Here is a 16,894-nt window from a genome sequence, read left to right on the forward strand (position 1 = left end):
TACTGATCTCGATAAATTACTTCTAATTCTTTAGGAAACCAAACTAAATTTAGCCCGCGAGAAATTAGTAAGTCGATTTGTTCTTGTCCCAATATATTGGAAGCTTTCAACTTCATCTTATCTCTCACCACTCCCAATGTTTTTATAAATGTAAAATAGGGATTACTTTTTACTACGTTACACCCAATTAAATAAAATGTGTATTAGATAATAAAAAAATATTTATTTACTACCCAAATCAACTTTTTATTATTAGAAATTTATATACTTTTCGAATATATACCTAGACTTTACATCTAAATAATATAATTATTCAACCTGATAAAGGTGAATCGAATAAAAACTGTTACAAATTAAATAACATTGTTTGTATATTTGCTGTATTAGGATACAATTTATAAAAAAGCAACAATCATGGAACGTGATTGAATTAAGTCATACGAAATAGGATGCATCGCAATGACTGCTATGAATCAATATGGAACAAAACTAGAAATTACGACTCATTCAGAATGGTCCCAGCGTTTTTGGGATGATCTTGTGCCAGCTAAAGAACGGGTAAGTAAACACCCTCTATTCTTAGACATGGCAAATGGTACTTTAAGCCTTGAGTGTTTCCGTTCAGCACTTTTAAATTTTTATCCTTTGGTCGCTCATTTTCCGTCGTATATGGCTGGGGCTTTAGCAAAAGCGACAGCATTTTCGTTAGACGGTGTAACTGAGACTAGAGATTGGCTCATTCAAAATATTAAAGTGGAAGAGCGTCACTTGAACTGGTATCAGGATTGGGCTGGGGGATTCGGTTTAACAGTCGAAATGCTGAATGAAGTAAGACCTCCAGCAGCCATGAATGCAGTAAATCACTTTCTATGGGATGTGAATTTTCGTGGCACTTTAGCGGAAAGTATCGCAGCTACAAATCTCGCAATTGAATGGGCGACAGGTGACTGGACAATTCAAGTATATAAAGGTATACAGACATATACAGAGCACCCTGAAGTCAATATTAATAAAAGATCTTTAGCTTGGTTGCGAGCTCATGCACATTATGATGATTTACATCCATACGAAGCGATGGAACTTATCAAAAGATTGTGTGACAAAGATCCTGTATTGCAGAAAAAAGCGTTTAGAGCAGCTCAAGATGGTCTGGCATATTATGAATTGGCTTTGGATGAGTGCTATAAACTACAGCATAAGAATTAAAAGAATTTAAGGATAAAACTGTCACATAGTTGGGGGCTATGTGACAGTTTTTTTATGCTTACTCATCAAGGCAATGGTCGCATTTTTTCATCAAAATTTTCTATTAAAGGAAATGTTAATGGTTCTAAGTTCTGTAGATCATTTAAATAGGCTTCGAAATTTATAAGTATATTTTGTCGATTTTCATTTGAAATGTAAGGAACATGGTAAGCAATAAAGGGTGGTAGTACCTCAAAACCAGCGTAGGCAAGTGTTCCGCGTTGAATGGGAGATAGATATTCTGCAATTGAACCATGTATCGCATTTTCGCCAAACATATAATCGCGTCCACCTAAAGTGAAACATAGCATCGCTTTCTTACCAGCCATACCACCATGATTGTAAAAACGTTTTCCACCATAAAACAGACCAGAAACAAAAACACGATCAATCCAGCCTTTTAGGATAGCAGGTACAGATGTCCAATAAAGTGGAAAACTAAAGATGAGTAGGTCGGCACGTTTAATTTTTTCGATTTCAACTTGAATATCTGGTGCTAGGGAATTTTGCTTGTAAGCATGTCTTTGTTCTAAGGCATAGTTAAAATATTCAGGTTGGTTAAGGTTTGCAAAGTCATTCTGTGAGGCAATTGGATTAAAGTTCATCGCATATAAGTCTGAAACTTCAACGGTATGGCCTTGTTCTTCAAATACATGCTGAGCTTTATCTTTTAATGCAGCAGTGAAGGATTTTGATTCAGGATGTGCATGAACAATAAGAATATTCATAGATAGAATACCGTCGTAATTAATTTATTTGACTCCTAATACTATGCCGTAGTCGTAAAAACTGGCATAGTTCATGAACCGCCAGTTTTTACCATTTTATGCCAATTTAAATTCCAAGGAAGAAAAATGTCTGCTAAATTGCCTGGTACTTATGTCAATCTGTTAGTTGATGCGTTAAGGGCTAGAAATCTTTCAGTAGAGCAATTATTGGGTGACTTCGATATTGAAATGAAAGATATAGAAGCCCCATTTTGGTATGTAAATCTAAATGTTTTCAATGAATTAATTGATAGTTCGATCATTTTCACTGAGGATCAGTTGCTGATTATTCATATGGCGAAGTCTATGAAAGCTTCTTGCTATGGTCATGTTGGGGTTGCGGCTGTAGCTGCTGAAAATTTGTTGCAAGCAATCAAAATACTTGAAAAATTTATAGGACTACATTGCTCGGTATTCAAGCCTGTTTTAAAAATCAAAGAGAACAAAGCCTACATTTATTTTGATCAATCATTCATTTCAGAAAATCTAAGTAACAATGGATTATTATTTTCCATTTTAGGATTTGCCAGTTTAATTAAAGATTTGCTTAAAAGTGATATTAAAATTCAAGCCAATTTCACACAGGTTGATGTATTTTACTCTAGTAATATCAATCAATTGTTAGGTTTTGAGTCTCACTTTAGTCAAGAAAGTAATTGCTTGATATTCGATAAAGCGTTTTTAACCAATCAGTTGCCAACAGCAGATGAAATAGTTTTTAGGTTGCTAAAGGAACAATGTGAGCGTGATGTAAAACGACAAATCATAAAAAAAGAGAAGCTAAACAGCACGAAGATTTTAGTTAAAGAGTTACTTCACGGTTCTCAAGATTATAGTGTTAATTTGAACCAAGTAGCTCTAGAACTAAAAACATCTGTTAGAAGTTTGCAGCGTCAGCTTGCATCTGAAGAAACCTCATTTCAGATTGTGTTAGCTGAGGCTCGTAGAGAGCACGCTGAGAAATTGTTAAAAAGTACAAGGTTATCTATCCAAGAAATATCTAATATTTTAGGTTATGCAGATATTTCTCATTTCACAAGAGCATTTAAGAAGTGGGTAGGTTTAACACCTACAATCTATAGAAAAGCATAAGCTTTAATTTTGATTCAGTTAAATTTTCTCAGTTAAAAGAACAGATTAGCCCTTTATTTTGAATGCTATCTGTTCTGAAAATTAGACAAAACGCTTTTTTCTTAAACTTATAATGCCTTCAGCTACGAGTGCACAAACCGCTAACCAAATTCCGATATAAGTCGGCCATTCTGCTGGCTTGATTGTTTCGCCAAGCAAGATAGAAACCATCAATAATAATACTGGCTCAACATATACTAGAAGACCAAAAAGGCTAAGATTGAGATGAGGAGCCGAAAGAGATTGGAATCCTAAAGCTAGTGCGCTGATGAGTCCTAGACCTAAAATCAGCCAAAGCGTGTCAAAAATAGAGCCTAATTCACCTAAAAAAACTCCACCTTGTAATATGAAAAAGAAACTGATTGGTAGGCTGAACACCATATCAAACCAAACGCCACCAATATTATTGGTATTGGTCTTTTGCCTTAACCAAAAGTAAACTGGATAGCCTAAACAAATGAATAAAGTTGGCCATGTTAATGTTTTTGATATAACCAGCATATTAATAATGCCAAGTATTGCAAAAAAGCAGGATAACTTTTGTAATCGTGACATTTTGTCTTTAAATGCTATACGACCCAAAATCACCATAGTAATTGGCATGATAAAATAGCCTAAGGAAACATCAAGCCCATAGCCATTGCTAGGTGCCCACATAAATAACCAAAGCTGTATTCCAATCAAAAAAGACGATAAAAAACGAGTTAAAAAGAAGTAGCGTTCGTTGTGTAGGCGTTTGTAAATAGTGATGACTTGCGACCAATTTCCTTGAACAATAATGAAAAGTGTCAGACATGGTAATGTGAGTAATATACGCCAACCGTAGATTTCATTTCCTTGTAATGAATGGAGTAGGGTGGTATATGCAAACATTAATGCAAATAATAAAGAGGCAATTACATTAAATGTTATGCCAAGAACTGTATTTGATTGAGTATGCATAGATCTGTACTAATTGAATTATTTAAACGATATTTTATTTCAGTTTGATTGATAATTAGGCTCTAATTTCTTAAGATAAATGAGAAAATTTCTCATGGTGCTGAGTAATATGGTTTTAGATAAATTCGATTATTCATTGCTGAAACTGCTTCAAAAGGATTGCTTGATTCCATTACGTGAATTAGCAGAAGCTGTGCATTTATCAACGGCTTCGGTGCAACGGCGTATTCAAAAGTTGCGTGAAAACAGTTATATCGTTGGAAATGTTGCCGTACTTGATCCAGATCAACTTAATCAAGTGATCACAGTTATCGTCGAAGTTAGGCTTAATAAAACGCACAATACAGATCTTGATGTAATTAAAGAAAGTTTTTCTAGTTCGGAGATACAACAATGTTATTACGTCACTGGTGATGCAGATTTTATGCTTGTTTTATTAGTACCAAATATGAAGCGCTTTCAGGAGGTTTGTGATGAATTATTTCACAATAATTCTAATGTCGAATGGTTTAAGACAACGGTTGTATTGGATCGGGTAAAAGTATCTTTAGATGTTCCTAATATAAATTTTGAAAGTTAAGGAACAAAGATTTGGTCATAAGCTAGATACAGTGTTGTGTAGGCTACAGTCTCAAATATTCTATTTAACATAAAATGAAGTTATGCGACTTCAGAATGACTACTTATATATTTAAAAATCATAATTTTAAGTTATTATAGTTTTCATTGTTTTTAGAATATTTAGTAATGACTGAACCGAAAAAAATTTGCGGCATCGTAATGCCTATTTCCACAATCGATGGATGTGATGAAAGCCATTGGAGTGATGTATACGAGATTCTAAAAGATGCTATATCCTTAGCTGATTATGAAGGAAATCTTGTAAGTTTTGCAGATGATGTTGGCATCATACAAAAACGGATAATTCAAAATTTGTATGATAATCCTATCGTTGTCTGTGATGTCAGTTGTAAAAATCCAAATGTTATGTTTGAGTTAGGTATGCGGTTAGCATTTGATAAACCTACTATTATTGTTAAAGATGATGTAACTACATACTCATTTGATACTTCTCCTATTGAACATTTAGAGTATCCACGAGATTTGAGATTTTCAAAAATTGTAGAATTTAAAAATAAACTTGCTCATAAAATTAAGGTTATTTCACAACAGGCTCAAACAACATCAGCATATAGTCCTTTCCTACAACATTTTGGTCAATTTAAAGTTGCAAAGCTTGATCAAAAAGAAGTTTCAGGACAAGAATATATTATTGATGAGTTAAGAAGCATTAAAGCGTCTATGGCACGGCTAGATCGAAGAAATAATCCAGTATCGTCAAAGAATTGGTATAAAAATTCTATGATAGAGGATGATTTTGATATATGTTTATCTGAGATTTCAGAAGATAATTTAATAAAACTTCAAAAGCTTTTAGCTTCAGTAGAGTTTAAAGATCAAATTAAAGATTATGAAATTCGATCTTTAGGTGGTGATCATAGACATTTGGTTTTAGATTTATTTGATGAAGCTAATTACTCAGAAATAAAAAATAGAATTGAGAGTGTAATTGGAATGAAAATCTTTTCCAAAAAACATATAAATACAAAGTTTAGCGCATAAAAAAGAGTCCACGTTATCTAATGGTGGACTCTAGTCTCAAATTTGGGACTTTTACCTTATTTCAAAACAATAATAACTTCACCAACCCCCAATTTATAATATGCGGGAAACGATAGGCGATATTTGCCTCATGTACCCAGACATTGAAGTCATAGCCACGCAGACTTGCGTAGGCTCGACTAATACGCAAGTCGAGTAGCGGTCTGATTTCTGCATAACTTATATTATGTTCATTAGGATACTCAGTAACGTGATGTATAATCGCAGATCATCACGTTACTGAGCTGTGGCAACAAACAGTGTTGTGTAGGCCACAGTCTTGGATATCTTATTTAACATAATATACATTATACGAAGTAATGTAATTCAACCATTTGATATATAAGAACTTATTATTCTTCGCTGACCTTGATATCTTTAAGAACTGGCTTTGGCGGTGTGCATGTAAAATCAAATTCGAACTCAAGATCAAATAAAAAGTTGTTCTTTTGCATCTTTGGCTTCCATATTTGATTCAGGAAATGGAATGGCTGCATGAATGTTTAAATTATCTTATGGCGTTGGAACACCTTTGTTTATGCCATAGAAAAAACTAAATGATGCAAAATTAAGGTTGGTTGACTAATGTTTAATACGGTCAAAATTAGTTGCTGTCAGTTTTTTTAAACCTTCACATATGCAGGATTTGTATCAGTTTCAGTGTATTATGAGACAAGATCTATCATTTAATTCACTCAAGTATGTCAAATCCGCTGTCTGGGAATGCTCAAGTTGGCACAGTATCTTCTTTTTCCGAGCTTATAGAAACAAGTTTTCATGGAGATATGAATGCTATTTGCTGGTCAAGATACTTGGTTGGTGATTTTCAAGAAATTGTTAATAAACTTGATCTTAAAGAAGATATTACTGAAGTTTCTGAGGAAGATCTTTTAGAATTAAAGCTTTCAGAAGATGGTAATTTAGCAAGAGAAATTATTTTAAAAGATATACATTATCTTACTGATTTCGGAGCCTCACCTTCTTTAAATTTACTCAAATGTTACGAACGTGATAACGAGTTAGATTTCATTTCTACTGATGTATATTCATACCATATTGATCGATCACCAATAGAAACAGACACTTTTTTATGCACCTATTACGGTGCTGCAAGCGATATTATTCCTAATAGTCAGGTTCAACAAAAAGTTTGTATAGCTGAGATTAGAAATAAACTTAAGGCATTATATGATGGCCCTGAAGCTGAATTTGAAAACTTCCTAAAGGAAAATTTTTTTGATTTGCATTATCAGCCTAAACCAGATGCAAAACCGATAAATTTAGGTCTAGGAAATCTTTGGCGGTTGGCTGTTGATCATCCTACTCAACACGTATTACCTTGTGTTCATAGAGCACCAATGGAAAATAACGGTGAATATAGGCTACTACTGATTTGTTAAATGTTGATGATAAGTCAAAGATTGCTTGCTTATTGATGTATTGTTAATGATTTTTATCAATATAAACAATTATTTAAACAACTTCTGTCTGCCCAACTTGATGATAAGCACGATTAAAGTAAACTAGGCTTTGATCATGAAGATTCTGTTTTATCGCTACAATCCGACACATAAAAATACTATGTGTTCCAATTTCCTGAATTTGATCAATTTCACAATCAAAACTTACTAAAGCATCATCTAAAACTGGCGCACCAGTTTCTAATTCAGTCCAAATGCCATGTTTAAATCGTTCTTCTGGACTTAATCTTGAAGAAAATACTTTAGACATGTGCTCATGGTGAGCGGCTAATACATTAACGGTGAGTATTTTATTGTCGACAAAGTGAACATGTGAGCTAGAAGCAAGATTCATACACACCAATAATGTTGGAGGTGTATCTGTCACGCTGCACACAGCGGATGCAGTGAAACCGTAACGACCAGACATGCCTGCAGTAGTCACGACACTTACTGCACTTGTTAACAAAGACATTGCATTTCTAAAGTCAGTTGCTTCAATCATCACATTGTTCCTAAATTGAATCGTATCTTTTTCAAATTTAGCGATACGATTACTTCATGTTACATCATTTAAATAAGAGCTATTAAAGCTTATTTTGTCTAAGTTATGCATAGAGTTAAGCATTTGATTATATGTATCAAATACTTAACTATTTACGCACTTAGAGGTTAAGTTAATTGCCCAATAGCTCTTTACGGACAATCTCTGCACCAGCACTCAAGGCATTTAATTTACCTCTCGCAACGTCACGAGACAACGGCGCCATGCCACAGTTTGTACAAGGATAAAGCTTATCCGCATCTACAAATTGAAGTGCTTTTCTCAAAGTATTTGCAACTTCTTCTGGTGTTTCAATAGTATTGGTTGCTACATCAATCGCCCCAACCATCACCTTTTTACCTCGGATGAGTTCAAGTAGATCGATTGGCACGCGTGAATTGTGACATTCTAACGAGATCAGGTCGATATTAGATTGTTGTAGCTTCGGAAAAGCTTCTTCATATTGACGCCATTCAGAACCAAGAGTTTTCTTCCAATCTGTATTAGCTTTGATACCATAACCATAGCAAATATGAACCGCAGTTTCACACTTTAGGCCTTCAATCGCTCTTTCTAAAGTTGCGATTCCCCAATCGTTCACTTCATCAAAGAACACGTTAAATGCTGGCTCATCAAACTGGATAATATCAACACCAGCAGCTTCTAATTCACGAGCCTCCTGATTCAGGATCTTCGCGAATTCCCAAGCTAGTTTTTCACGACTTTTATAGTGACCATCATAAAGCGTGTCAATCATAGTCATAGGCCCAGGAAGCGCCCATTTAATCGGTTGATTGGTTTGTTGACGTAAAAACTTAGCATCTTCAACAAAAACAGGCTTTTGGCGAGATACATCACCTACAACTGATGGAACGCTAGCATCATAACGATTACGGATTCTTACAGTTTCGCGCTTTTCAAAGTCTACACCATTGAGATGTTCAATAAAGGTCGTAACAAAATGCTGACGGGTTTGCTCACCATCGCTGACAATATCAATACCAGCATGTAATTGCTCTTGTAATGACAATCGTAGTGCATCTTGTTTGCCTTCAATCAACTGCTCTCCTTCTAATTTCCAAGGAGACCAAAGTTTTTCAGGTTCAGCTAACCAAGATGGTTTTGGTAGGCTGCCAGCAGTTGAAGTCGGTAATAATCGTTTCATAATAAAAATCTTGTCTATACTAAGTTATACAACAGCGTAATTTGCAGCCCATTGATCAAGGATATTTTGATACCGTTTGATGAACTGCTCTTCTGTAAATTTGCCTTGCTTCACAGCCAATTGGCTACGCTCTTCGCGGTCGTAAACAATTCGTGTTAATGAGTAATCTTGATGTTTCAAGCTTGGTTGATAACATTTACCTGCTGGAGAATTTGTATTGTAAATCTCTGGGCGGTAAATCTTTTGGAAGCTTTCCATTGTGCTGATGGTACTGATCAGTTCAAGATCGGTGTAATCATTGAGCAAATCACCACGGAAATAAAATGCTAAAGGTGCAACGCTATTTGCAGGCATGAAATAACGCACTTCTAAGCCCATTTTTGCAAAATACTCATCTGTTAATGAATATGCATCTTGCTCATACTCAACACCGAGTATTGGGTGTTGGTTTGCAGTTCGATGATAAGTCTTCGTCGTTGAAACGCTGAGACAAATAACTGGTGCTTTATTAAAGTTGTTGTTATAAGTTTCTGAGTTTACAAATGATTGGAAAATCTTACCGTGTAGCTCGCCATAGTTTTCAGGCGTGCTAAATGTCGCTTGATCTTTGTTATGCTCTAGCAGTAATACGCTAAAATCATAATCACGAACATAAGATGAAAAATTATTGCCAACGATACCATCGATGCGTTTATTGGTTTTTCGATCAAGAATATTTGTTTTTAATATTTCGATTGTCGGGAATGTCTCTCCCTTGCCTTCTACATCTATATCTACTGAAATAATTTCAAGCTCAAGTGCATAACGATCAGCATTTGGGTTGTCCCAATGTGCTAACGAATTGAAACGGTTATTAATCATTTGTAGTGTATTACGCAAGTTTTCTTGACGACTTGCCCCTCTCGCTAAATTCGCGAAGTTTGTTGTGATACGCGTATTGTTTGACGGATGATAGTTTTCATCGAAACAAATGCTTTTTATCGTAAATGCAAACTCTTTACTCATTTTGATCTACTACCTAATGTCTGAGAGATAACTTAAATTTCTTGTTGTAATTTATACCCGAATCAATACATGAATAAAAATGATATTGTCTCAGTCAAAGATGAATGAAATTCATGATGTGAAATTTATTAATAGAACGTGAAAAGTGGAGCATTTTTTTAATTGATTTATGGAAGATAAGTTATGAGCAAAGAATGATTATTTTCTACGACGATTTATAACTAGAATTTTTTATTGTGAATGAGATAGTTTTTAAAGCCATTAAAACTCATTTTATTTTAACGGCTTAATTTTCTAGTTTAGTTGGTCTTTAGAATTGGTCCAGATGTCTGTGCATCGGAATCATGCCAAACACTTTCATTTTGGTGTTTAGGATCCCCTTCTAGCTTGAAAGTAATAAAGCCTTGTTTAAATATTAATCCACCATCACTCGTTTTGGCTTTTACCTCCTGCCCGTTGACCCAAACCTTTTGATTATGATCAACGTGAATTTTTGCTACTGTTTGGCCTGTATTTGAATTTTTTGCAGTCCAAATTCCAGTATAAGAGTTTGTATTTATTACTGTATTATTTAAAAATCCAGCTTTTGCATTCTCTGCTTTAGATTTATTGATGTCACAACCTTGCGTCTCAGAAACTTGCGTACATCCAGAGCGTTCAAGTTTAGCTCTATATTTCGCATCAATGGCATAGGCTGGATTTATCATGCATAGCGTAGTTAAACCGATAGACGTTGTTAAGATAATTTTCTTCATTGTATAAATACCTTTTAGAGTTATTCGTGATGTTATCTTTTATAAATTGATTAAGTTATTTGCTTTGCGCGATTTGATTTTAACATCCCTTCACTCATAAATAATGAATATCTTACTTTAAGGTTTTTTTTAAGTTTCTTATGGATAAAAAAACTGTCTGAGCGAAACACTCAGACAGTTTTAAACAGATTAAAGCTGAGTTTTTTAGAAGTTAACAGTCCAAGATAGTTGAGCTGTTCTCGGTGCGCCGAGGAATAAATAATCATCGCCAAAGAAACTACCTGCATCACGCCAGTATTTTTTATTAAAAAGATTATCTACATTGAGTCTTAACGTATTTTCATAGCCATAAGCATTGAAGTTGTAAGCTGCACCAGCATCAAAGACACTATAACCAGAAACTTTTACTGTTCCTGTCTTATTGGCATATTTACTACTACTGTATCGCATCCCCGCTAATAGACGTAAGCCTTCAAACTGCGGAACTTGATAAGAAAGATGCGTGGCAAAGCGTACTTTAGGTACATTTTGTGTTTGATGACCTTGATAGTTTATTACGTCTAAGTCTTTCAAACGCGAACGTGTCAATGCCAGCGTCGAGCTAATATCTAAGTTTTGACCTACGCGCCCTTGTAGACCCAACTCTAAACCAAGATTATTTTGCTTACCTTCTGAGACAAAATCACCCATCGTATTGGTATATTGATGATCTTGTCTTAGGTCAAATAATGCCGCAGTGAAGAGCAAAGACTGCCATTCTTGTTTTACGCCTAATTCAAATTGTTTAGAACGGAGTGGTGCTAAGGTTGCGTATGCATTATTTGCAAACCACGGCGCTTGGGCGCCATCACTTAAACCTTTGGCGTAGGAAGCATATAGATGAGTGTGTTCCCAAGGCTGATACATCACGGCGAACTGTGGTAAGAAGCGATTTAAATCCGTGTCACGAATAGTACTACCCTCAGCATCAAATGCTTTTTCATTTAAATGCAACAGTTTTCCACCTACTAGCATAGACCATTCGCGATTAAAGTCGATTTGATCAAGTAGGTTCAAAGCAGTTTGTTGGCTATCTAATGATTTATAATGCTTACCTAGTGATCTATTAACTGGTGCGTAAGTAATAGGATCATTATAGATATTTCCTGTTCCTACCAGAATCATACTCTTGACACTTTCATATTGTGCATGTCGTTTATAGGTATGAGATAACTCGACATTTAAGCTATGCTGTAATGTCCCTGTTGCAAATTTGCCGTTTAATCCTGTTTTAAATTGATTTGTTAAATAACTATCATCTGGGCTACGGAAATCGTAAATATCATAGTTACCATTTTTATCAAAAGTGCCATCGAAGCCGAAACCCCACGGGAATGCTGAATAGTCATCAACGACCACACTGCTTTGCGAAGCAGATAAGTTTGCTGTCCAATCATCATTGATACGATGAGTATATTTTAAACTCGTATTCAGACTTTCATTAGTAACGGGTTTACTCCAACTTTGGTGACCAAGTAAGCGATCCCATTCGACACCAGTAGGAACAGTTTTTCCATCAAGTAGTTGATAACCCGGAACTGAGCGCTGACGTTGGCGTTGTGACTCAATATCAAACTCTAATTTAGAGCGATCAGAAAGATTCCAATCAAAAGCAATCGAACCGAATAAACGTTGCCCATTTGTATGTTCTACATATGGATGAATTTCTTCTTTCGCGATATTTACACGATAACCAAACTGTTGATTTTGTCCGAATAAGCCACCTAGATCTGTTGCAACACGATAACCACCCTGACTATCTGTTTCTAAAGTGAGAGCACGAATATCTTTAGGACGTTTAGTAACATAGTTTACAACACCAGCTGGTGTAGACATACCGCTCTGAATCGCACTAATCCCTTTTAAAATTTCAACTTGTTCTTTATTTTCGAGGGCGACGTTTTGTTCACCACGAATTAAGTTCCCATTCAATAAATAGCTTGAACCAGCATTTAAGGCAAAACCACGCATCATGAAATTTGAATAGTAGCCAATCGGTGCATAGCCATCACCTACTGCTGCATCATTTTTCACGATGTCAGTTAATGTTTTGGCATGTTGATCAGCAATTTGTGTTGCTGTAGTCGTGTTGATTGATGCTGGAATTTCAGCAAGATTTTGTTGAGTAAATCCTGATAAATTCACTGTAGGTGCATAATAAGCGGATTGTGAGGCTTGAGCAGTGAGTTTGATGGTTTCGAGCTGTTGAATATCATTTTCAGCTTCAGCATGTGCCGCAATTGAGCTAAGTCCCAAGCAAGAAAATGAACCAACAGCCAACAGTGCTTTTTGTAAATGAGAAAATGAAAATGGATATATATTCACAGTAGTCGCCTAACCCCAAAAGAAAATCATATAGCTTGAATTTTTCGCGCATGAGTATTCACAATTTTTGTTATTTGAACAAGCATCTTCTATGACATATTTCAGCGATGTAGATCTTCAATCTCGCCATGAATTTAGCCATATATTGAAGATTTTTTGCTTAATCAATAAAGGATTCTATATTTTTGTTTTGTATATAACTGATTTTTCATAGGCTTCCTGTCATTTGATACTCTCGCTAATGCCTATTTCACAGTCAAAACGATCTGCAAGTACCTCGGCTGTGATTAATATTTTTCCGATAAAGCAATAGTCTGACAATTACAAAGCATGCTAATATTTTCAAACTGACAATCCATCATGTCAAAAAATAAAAGGTATTGGTTATGCTAAAAATGCAACAAATTAAAATCACCCAAGAATTTAATGCACCTGTAGAGAAAGTTTTTGCGGTGCTTAGCGAACATGAAAACTTAAATAAGCTTTTCGCACCAGCAAAAGTAACGCGCTTGAGTGATGGTAAAGATGCTCGAAATGGCGTTGGCTCTGCACGTAAACTGTCTATTCCTTTAGCCCCCTCATTTGTTGAAACGAACTTAGTTTATAAAGAAAATGAACTGATCGAATATGCTATTACGAGTGGTATTTCACCAATTAAAGCACATCGCGGTGTAATGAAATTTAGTGATCTCGGAAATAATCGTAGTCGTTTGGACTATACGATTAGCTTTAAAGGTCGTGTGCCATTTATTGGTCCAATTATCAAATTGGCATTACAAAATGGTGTGAGCCGTGGACTTAAAAAACTAAAAGTGTAAGTTTTTTTAAAGAAAGATAAATTTCTCTAATCTTTCAAACCAACTCCCCAATTTTTATTGTGGGAGTTGGTGTTAGAAGTCTTGGTTAACTTTTCTTTGAAAATGGTTGTCAACAATAACATTTAGTTCATTTTTACGATAAATTAGCATAATAGAATGATTTTATTTAGGGAAAAGGATGACACTGAAGCAGTTAAAAGCATTTCTAGCACTCGCACGTACTTTAAATTACGCCAATGCTTCGCTTGAACTGCACTTGAGTCAGTCCGCTTTGAGCTTAAGTATAAAAAGTCTAGAAGATGAATTGGGCGGAAAGCTCTTTAATCGTAATACACGCCGTGTAGAACTCACACAAGAAGGTAAATCACTTATTCCTTATGCTAAAAAGCTGTTGGCAAATTGGGATGAAATGGAAAATGACGTTAAACAACGGTTTAAACTGAATCGAGGAACGCTGAGTATCGCATCAATGCCTTTTGTAACCCATGCGATTTTACCAGAAGTTATCCATGCTTTTTTGATACAACACCCCAATCTTAATTTCTCCATCCATGACATTCCAAATGAAACAATCATTGAAAAAGTTCAGGATGGTATTTTTGAAATAGGCATTTGTTTTGAGCCTGATTTGAGTGAAGGTTTGGAATTTAAGGCTCTATTTGAAGAAGACTTTTTAGCGCTATTGCCGAAGTCGCATCCTCTCGCTAGTTCGAGCGCTATTACTTGGCAACAGCTTTTTTCTAATCCATTTGTTACCTTACAAAAGCCTTCGATTGTTCGTTATTTAATTGAGCAGAACTGCCTGAGAAATGAAATGACACTTGATTTGAAAGTAGAATGTCATCAAATCTCTTCTTTATCGAGTTTTGTGGCACATGGTATCGGGGTAAGTGCGATCCCTCGACATTTTGCCAAACACATCGATCAACAGCAGAATGTTCTGCTTGAGCTTGAATCAGAAACGATCCATAAAACAGTGGGTATTGTTTATAAAAAGAATTTTGAAATGTCGAATATTTCAGAGCAATTCATAGATGCCTTACTACAGCATAAATTTTAAAAATTAAATTATTTTGCCGATAATTTTTAGGGTATTCAGTCTAATTTAATTTTTATTAATATAAATCAATTTTTTATTTAATTGTTTGCTACATGGTATTTCATTTAAAACTATCATTTATTAATTTTCCTCATTAATCCTTTAAAAAAATCAACTTCTACATCAAAAAGCGAAGTGCTAATAATAAAAATGCTAAGGGATAATAGGAAAACAACAGAATGAATAAAGTTTATAGCAATGCAGAGGAAGCCCTCAAAGGGATTGTTTTCGATCATCAGACACTTGCTGTTGGCGGTTTTGGATTGTGTGGAATACCAGAAAAACTGATAACCGCAGTAAAGCAAAGTGGTGTCAAAGGACTTACGTGTATTTCTAACAATGCTGGCGTTGATGATTTCGGTTTAGGTATTTTACTACAAACCAGACAGATCAAAAAAATGATCTCCTCTTATGTTGGTGAAAACAAAGAGTTTGAACGCCAGTATCTTAATGGTGAGCTAGAAGTTGAACTTACACCACAAGGAACTTTAGCGGAAAAACTACGCGCTGGCGGTGCAGGTATTCCTGCTTTCTATACTCAAACAGGTGTTGGTACCTTGATTGCTGAAGGCAAAGAACAGCGACCTTTTCATGGCAAAAATTATATTTTAGAAGAATCGCTTACAGCAGATGTTGCATTGGTTAAAGCATATAAAGCAGATAAAGCCGGTAATTTGATTTTCCGAAAAACGGCCAAGAACTTCAATCCTGAATGTGCTATGGCTGGCAAGATCACCATCGCAGAAGTTGAACAAATTGTTGAAATCGGTGAGCTAGATCCAGATGAAATTCATTTGCCGGGAATTTATGTCAATCGCATTATTTTAAATGCAGCACCAGAAAAACGTATTGAACAAAAAACATTAAGCATGGAGGCGGTATAAATGGCTTGGTCTCGTAATGAAATGGCACAACGTGCCGCACAAGAACTCGAAGATGGTTTTTATGTCAACCTTGGAATTGGCTTACCTACCCTTGTTGCTAACTATATTCCAAAAGATATGAATGTTTGGCTTCAATCAGAGAATGGTTTGTTAGGTATCGGAGAGTTTCCAACTGAAGCAACATTAGATGCTGATTTAATCAATGCTGGAAAACAGACGATTACTGCGCGTGCAGGTGCTGCATTCTTCTCTAGCTCTGAATCTTTTGCCATGATTCGTGGTGGTCATGTGAATATTGCAATTTTGGGTGCAATGGAAGTCTCTGAACAAGGCGATTTGGCCAATTGGATGATTCCAGGCAAAAAAGTAAAAGGTATGGGCGGCGCAATGGATTTAGTCGTTGGCGTGCAAAAAGTTGTGGTGTTGATGGAACACTGCGCTAAGGATGGAACAGCTAAAATTGTGAAAAATTGCAGTTTACCGCTCACTGGTCAAGCAGTAGTCCATCGAATTATTAGTGATTTAGGCGTGATGGATATTACGGCACAAGGTGTTGAACTGATTGAACTTGCCAAAGATGTGAGCTTAGAGCAAATAAGAGCCGCTACAGGTGTGCCATTAATTTTTAATAAATCATTAGTTGCTTAATTTTATTATGACATTGCTCTAGTTTTTCTGGAGCTTTTTTAAGTCTATAAGTTATTTAAAGAGAATATAAACATGAGTTCAATTGTGATTCTATCTGGTAGTCGTACTGCAATGGGCGGTTTTCAAGGGAGCTTGTCATCTTTAACTGCGCCTGAGTTAGGTGCAGCTGTGATTCGAGAATCTGTTCAGAGAGCAGGTATTACACCCGATCAAGTGAATGAAGTGATTTTCGGTTGTGTATTGAGTGCAGGGATTGGACAAGGCCCTGCTCGTCAAGCAATGCGTAAAGCTGGATTGCCAGATCATGTTGGTGCTGTAACAATTAATAAACTTTGTGGTTCTGCAATGAAAGCGGTATTGATGGCATCTGATACATTAAAAGCTGGCAGCGCAAATATTGTGGTT

At 35.6% G+C, this 16,894-nt stretch carries 16 protein-coding genes and 2 pseudogenes; 10 read left to right on the top strand and 8 right to left on the bottom strand.

What is annotated here, in order from left to right; genetic code table 11:
* Positions 1-116 (bottom strand): annotated as a pseudogene (locus tag B4237_RS04070) (hypothetical protein); the annotation flags it as partial.
* Between the two features lie 343 nt (positions 117-459).
* Between B4237_RS04070 and B4237_RS04075 the strand changes: the two are divergent.
* A complete protein-coding gene (locus tag B4237_RS04075; RefSeq protein WP_061397441.1) occupies positions 460-1,206 on the top strand; it encodes a TenA family transcriptional regulator in 747 nt (248 codons plus the stop codon).
* 65 nt (positions 1,207-1,271) lie between these two features.
* On the opposite strand, the gene B4237_RS04080 is transcribed toward B4237_RS04075, so the two are convergent.
* The gene (locus B4237_RS04080; RefSeq protein ID WP_278595230.1) at positions 1,272-1,973 is read right to left on the bottom strand and encodes an NAD(P)H-dependent oxidoreductase; all 702 of its coding nucleotides are present in this window, start codon (positions 1,971-1,973) and stop codon (positions 1,272-1,274) included.
* A gap of 126 nt (positions 1,974-2,099) precedes the next feature.
* On the opposite strand from B4237_RS04080, the gene B4237_RS04085 reads away from it, so the two are divergent.
* Positions 2,100-3,104 carry an AraC family transcriptional regulator gene (locus B4237_RS04085; protein ID WP_061397439.1) on the top strand — a complete coding sequence of 335 codons (1,005 nt, stop codon included), beginning with the start codon at positions 2,100-2,102 and terminating at the stop codon, positions 3,102-3,104.
* Between the two features lie 81 nt (positions 3,105-3,185).
* On the opposite strand, the gene rarD is transcribed toward B4237_RS04085, so the two are convergent.
* Positions 3,186-4,085 carry an EamA family transporter RarD gene (rarD, locus tag B4237_RS04090; protein WP_278595229.1) on the bottom strand — a complete coding sequence of 300 codons (900 nt, stop codon included), beginning with the start codon at positions 4,083-4,085 and terminating at the stop codon, positions 3,186-3,188.
* A 109-nt stretch (positions 4,086-4,194) separates the two neighbouring features.
* Between rarD and B4237_RS04095 the strand changes: the two genes are divergently transcribed.
* The 3 genes from B4237_RS04095 (at position 4,195) to B4237_RS04105 (ending at position 7,147) form a co-directional block, all read left to right on the top strand.
* Positions 4,195-4,665 carry an Lrp/AsnC family transcriptional regulator gene (locus tag B4237_RS04095; protein ID WP_278595259.1) on the top strand — a complete coding sequence of 157 codons (471 nt, stop codon included), beginning with the start codon at positions 4,195-4,197 and terminating at the stop codon, positions 4,663-4,665.
* Between the two features lie 167 nt (positions 4,666-4,832).
* A complete protein-coding gene (locus B4237_RS04100) occupies positions 4,833-5,708 on the top strand; it encodes a hypothetical protein (protein WP_278595228.1) in 876 nt (291 codons plus the stop codon).
* Between the two features lie 740 nt (positions 5,709-6,448).
* On the top strand, positions 6,449-7,147 hold the full coding sequence (locus B4237_RS04105; RefSeq protein ID WP_278595227.1) for a DUF1826 domain-containing protein: 699 nt from the start codon (positions 6,449-6,451) through the stop codon (positions 7,145-7,147).
* Positions 7,148-7,220: 73 nt separating this feature from the next.
* Here the strand turns inward: B4237_RS04105 and B4237_RS04110 are convergent, their stop codons facing one another.
* The 5 genes from B4237_RS04110 to B4237_RS04130 all read right to left on the bottom strand — a co-directional run bounded on the left by B4237_RS04110 (position 7,221) and on the right by B4237_RS04130 (position 13,040).
* A complete protein-coding gene (locus B4237_RS04110) occupies positions 7,221-7,712 on the bottom strand; it encodes a flavin reductase (RefSeq protein ID WP_136458934.1) in 492 nt (163 codons plus the stop codon).
* Positions 7,713-7,884: 172 nt separating this feature from the next.
* On the bottom strand, positions 7,885-8,916 hold the full coding sequence (locus tag B4237_RS04115; protein ID WP_004879480.1) for a methionine synthase: 1,032 nt from the start codon (positions 8,914-8,916) through the stop codon (positions 7,885-7,887).
* Positions 8,917-8,940: 24 nt separating this feature from the next.
* The gene (locus B4237_RS04120) at positions 8,941-9,921 is read right to left on the bottom strand and encodes a DUF1852 domain-containing protein (protein ID WP_278595226.1); all 981 of its coding nucleotides are present in this window, start codon (positions 9,919-9,921) and stop codon (positions 8,941-8,943) included.
* 299 nt (positions 9,922-10,220) lie between these two features.
* Complete coding sequence (locus B4237_RS04125; protein WP_278595225.1) at positions 10,221-10,676, bottom strand: hypothetical protein; 456 nt, start codon at positions 10,674-10,676, stop codon at positions 10,221-10,223.
* Positions 10,677-10,880: 204 nt separating this feature from the next.
* Positions 10,881-13,040: a TonB-dependent siderophore receptor gene (locus tag B4237_RS04130; RefSeq protein WP_278595224.1), complete on the bottom strand. Its 2,160-nt coding sequence runs from the start codon at positions 13,038-13,040 to the stop codon at positions 10,881-10,883.
* 386 nt (positions 13,041-13,426) lie between these two features.
* Here B4237_RS04130 and B4237_RS04135 point away from each other — a divergent pair, with 386 nt between their 5' ends.
* The 5 genes and pseudogenes from B4237_RS04135 to B4237_RS04155 form a co-directional block, all read left to right on the top strand.
* Positions 13,427-13,858 carry an SRPBCC family protein gene (locus B4237_RS04135; protein ID WP_004879486.1) on the top strand — a complete coding sequence of 144 codons (432 nt, stop codon included), beginning with the start codon at positions 13,427-13,429 and terminating at the stop codon, positions 13,856-13,858.
* A gap of 178 nt (positions 13,859-14,036) precedes the next feature.
* Positions 14,037-14,918, top strand: a complete 882-nt coding sequence (locus tag B4237_RS04140; protein WP_004879487.1) for a LysR family transcriptional regulator — start codon at positions 14,037-14,039, stop codon at positions 14,916-14,918.
* Between the two features lie 218 nt (positions 14,919-15,136).
* Positions 15,137-15,841 carry a CoA transferase subunit A gene (locus B4237_RS04145; protein WP_278595223.1) on the top strand — a complete coding sequence of 235 codons (705 nt, stop codon included), beginning with the start codon at positions 15,137-15,139 and terminating at the stop codon, positions 15,839-15,841.
* Complete coding sequence (locus B4237_RS04150) at positions 15,842-16,489, top strand: 3-oxoacid CoA-transferase subunit B (RefSeq protein ID WP_007483228.1); 648 nt, start codon at positions 15,842-15,844, stop codon at positions 16,487-16,489.
* Positions 16,490-16,561: 72 nt separating this feature from the next.
* Positions 16,562-16,894, top strand: a pseudogene (locus tag B4237_RS04155) (thiolase family protein); the annotation flags it as partial.

Source organism: Acinetobacter sp. UBA6526 (assembly GCF_002434875.1).
In the GTDB taxonomy this organism is placed as follows: Bacteria; Pseudomonadota; Gammaproteobacteria; order Pseudomonadales; family Moraxellaceae; genus Acinetobacter; species Acinetobacter venetianus.

Excerpts from the sequence above, each read along its gene's own strand:
- B4237_RS04075 (WP_061397441.1), top strand. The coding sequence starts at position 460 with ATGACTGCTATGAATCAATATGGAACAAAACTAGAAATTACGACTCAT.
- B4237_RS04080 (WP_278595230.1), bottom strand. The coding sequence starts at position 1,973 with ATGAATATTCTTATTGTTCATGCACATCCTGAATCAAAATCCTTCACT.
- B4237_RS04085 (WP_061397439.1), top strand. The coding sequence starts at position 2,100 with ATGTCTGCTAAATTGCCTGGTACTTATGTCAATCTGTTAGTTGATGCG.
- rarD (WP_278595229.1), bottom strand. The coding sequence starts at position 4,085 with ATGCATACTCAATCAAATACAGTTCTTGGCATAACATTTAATGTAATT.
- B4237_RS04095 (WP_278595259.1), top strand. The coding sequence starts at position 4,195 with ATGGTTTTAGATAAATTCGATTATTCATTGCTGAAACTGCTTCAAAAG.
- B4237_RS04100 (WP_278595228.1), top strand. The coding sequence starts at position 4,833 with ATGACTGAACCGAAAAAAATTTGCGGCATCGTAATGCCTATTTCCACA.
- B4237_RS04105 (WP_278595227.1), top strand. The coding sequence starts at position 6,449 with ATGTCAAATCCGCTGTCTGGGAATGCTCAAGTTGGCACAGTATCTTCT.
- B4237_RS04110 (WP_136458934.1), bottom strand. The coding sequence starts at position 7,712 with ATGATTGAAGCAACTGACTTTAGAAATGCAATGTCTTTGTTAACAAGT.
- B4237_RS04115 (WP_004879480.1), bottom strand. The coding sequence starts at position 8,916 with ATGAAACGATTATTACCGACTTCAACTGCTGGCAGCCTACCAAAACCA.
- B4237_RS04120 (WP_278595226.1), bottom strand. The coding sequence starts at position 9,921 with ATGAGTAAAGAGTTTGCATTTACGATAAAAAGCATTTGTTTCGATGAA.
- B4237_RS04125 (WP_278595225.1), bottom strand. The coding sequence starts at position 10,676 with ATGAAGAAAATTATCTTAACAACGTCTATCGGTTTAACTACGCTATGC.
- B4237_RS04135 (WP_004879486.1), top strand. The coding sequence starts at position 13,427 with ATGCTAAAAATGCAACAAATTAAAATCACCCAAGAATTTAATGCACCT.
- B4237_RS04140 (WP_004879487.1), top strand. The coding sequence starts at position 14,037 with ATGACACTGAAGCAGTTAAAAGCATTTCTAGCACTCGCACGTACTTTA.
- B4237_RS04145 (WP_278595223.1), top strand. The coding sequence starts at position 15,137 with ATGAATAAAGTTTATAGCAATGCAGAGGAAGCCCTCAAAGGGATTGTT.
- B4237_RS04150 (WP_007483228.1), top strand. The coding sequence starts at position 15,842 with ATGGCTTGGTCTCGTAATGAAATGGCACAACGTGCCGCACAAGAACTC.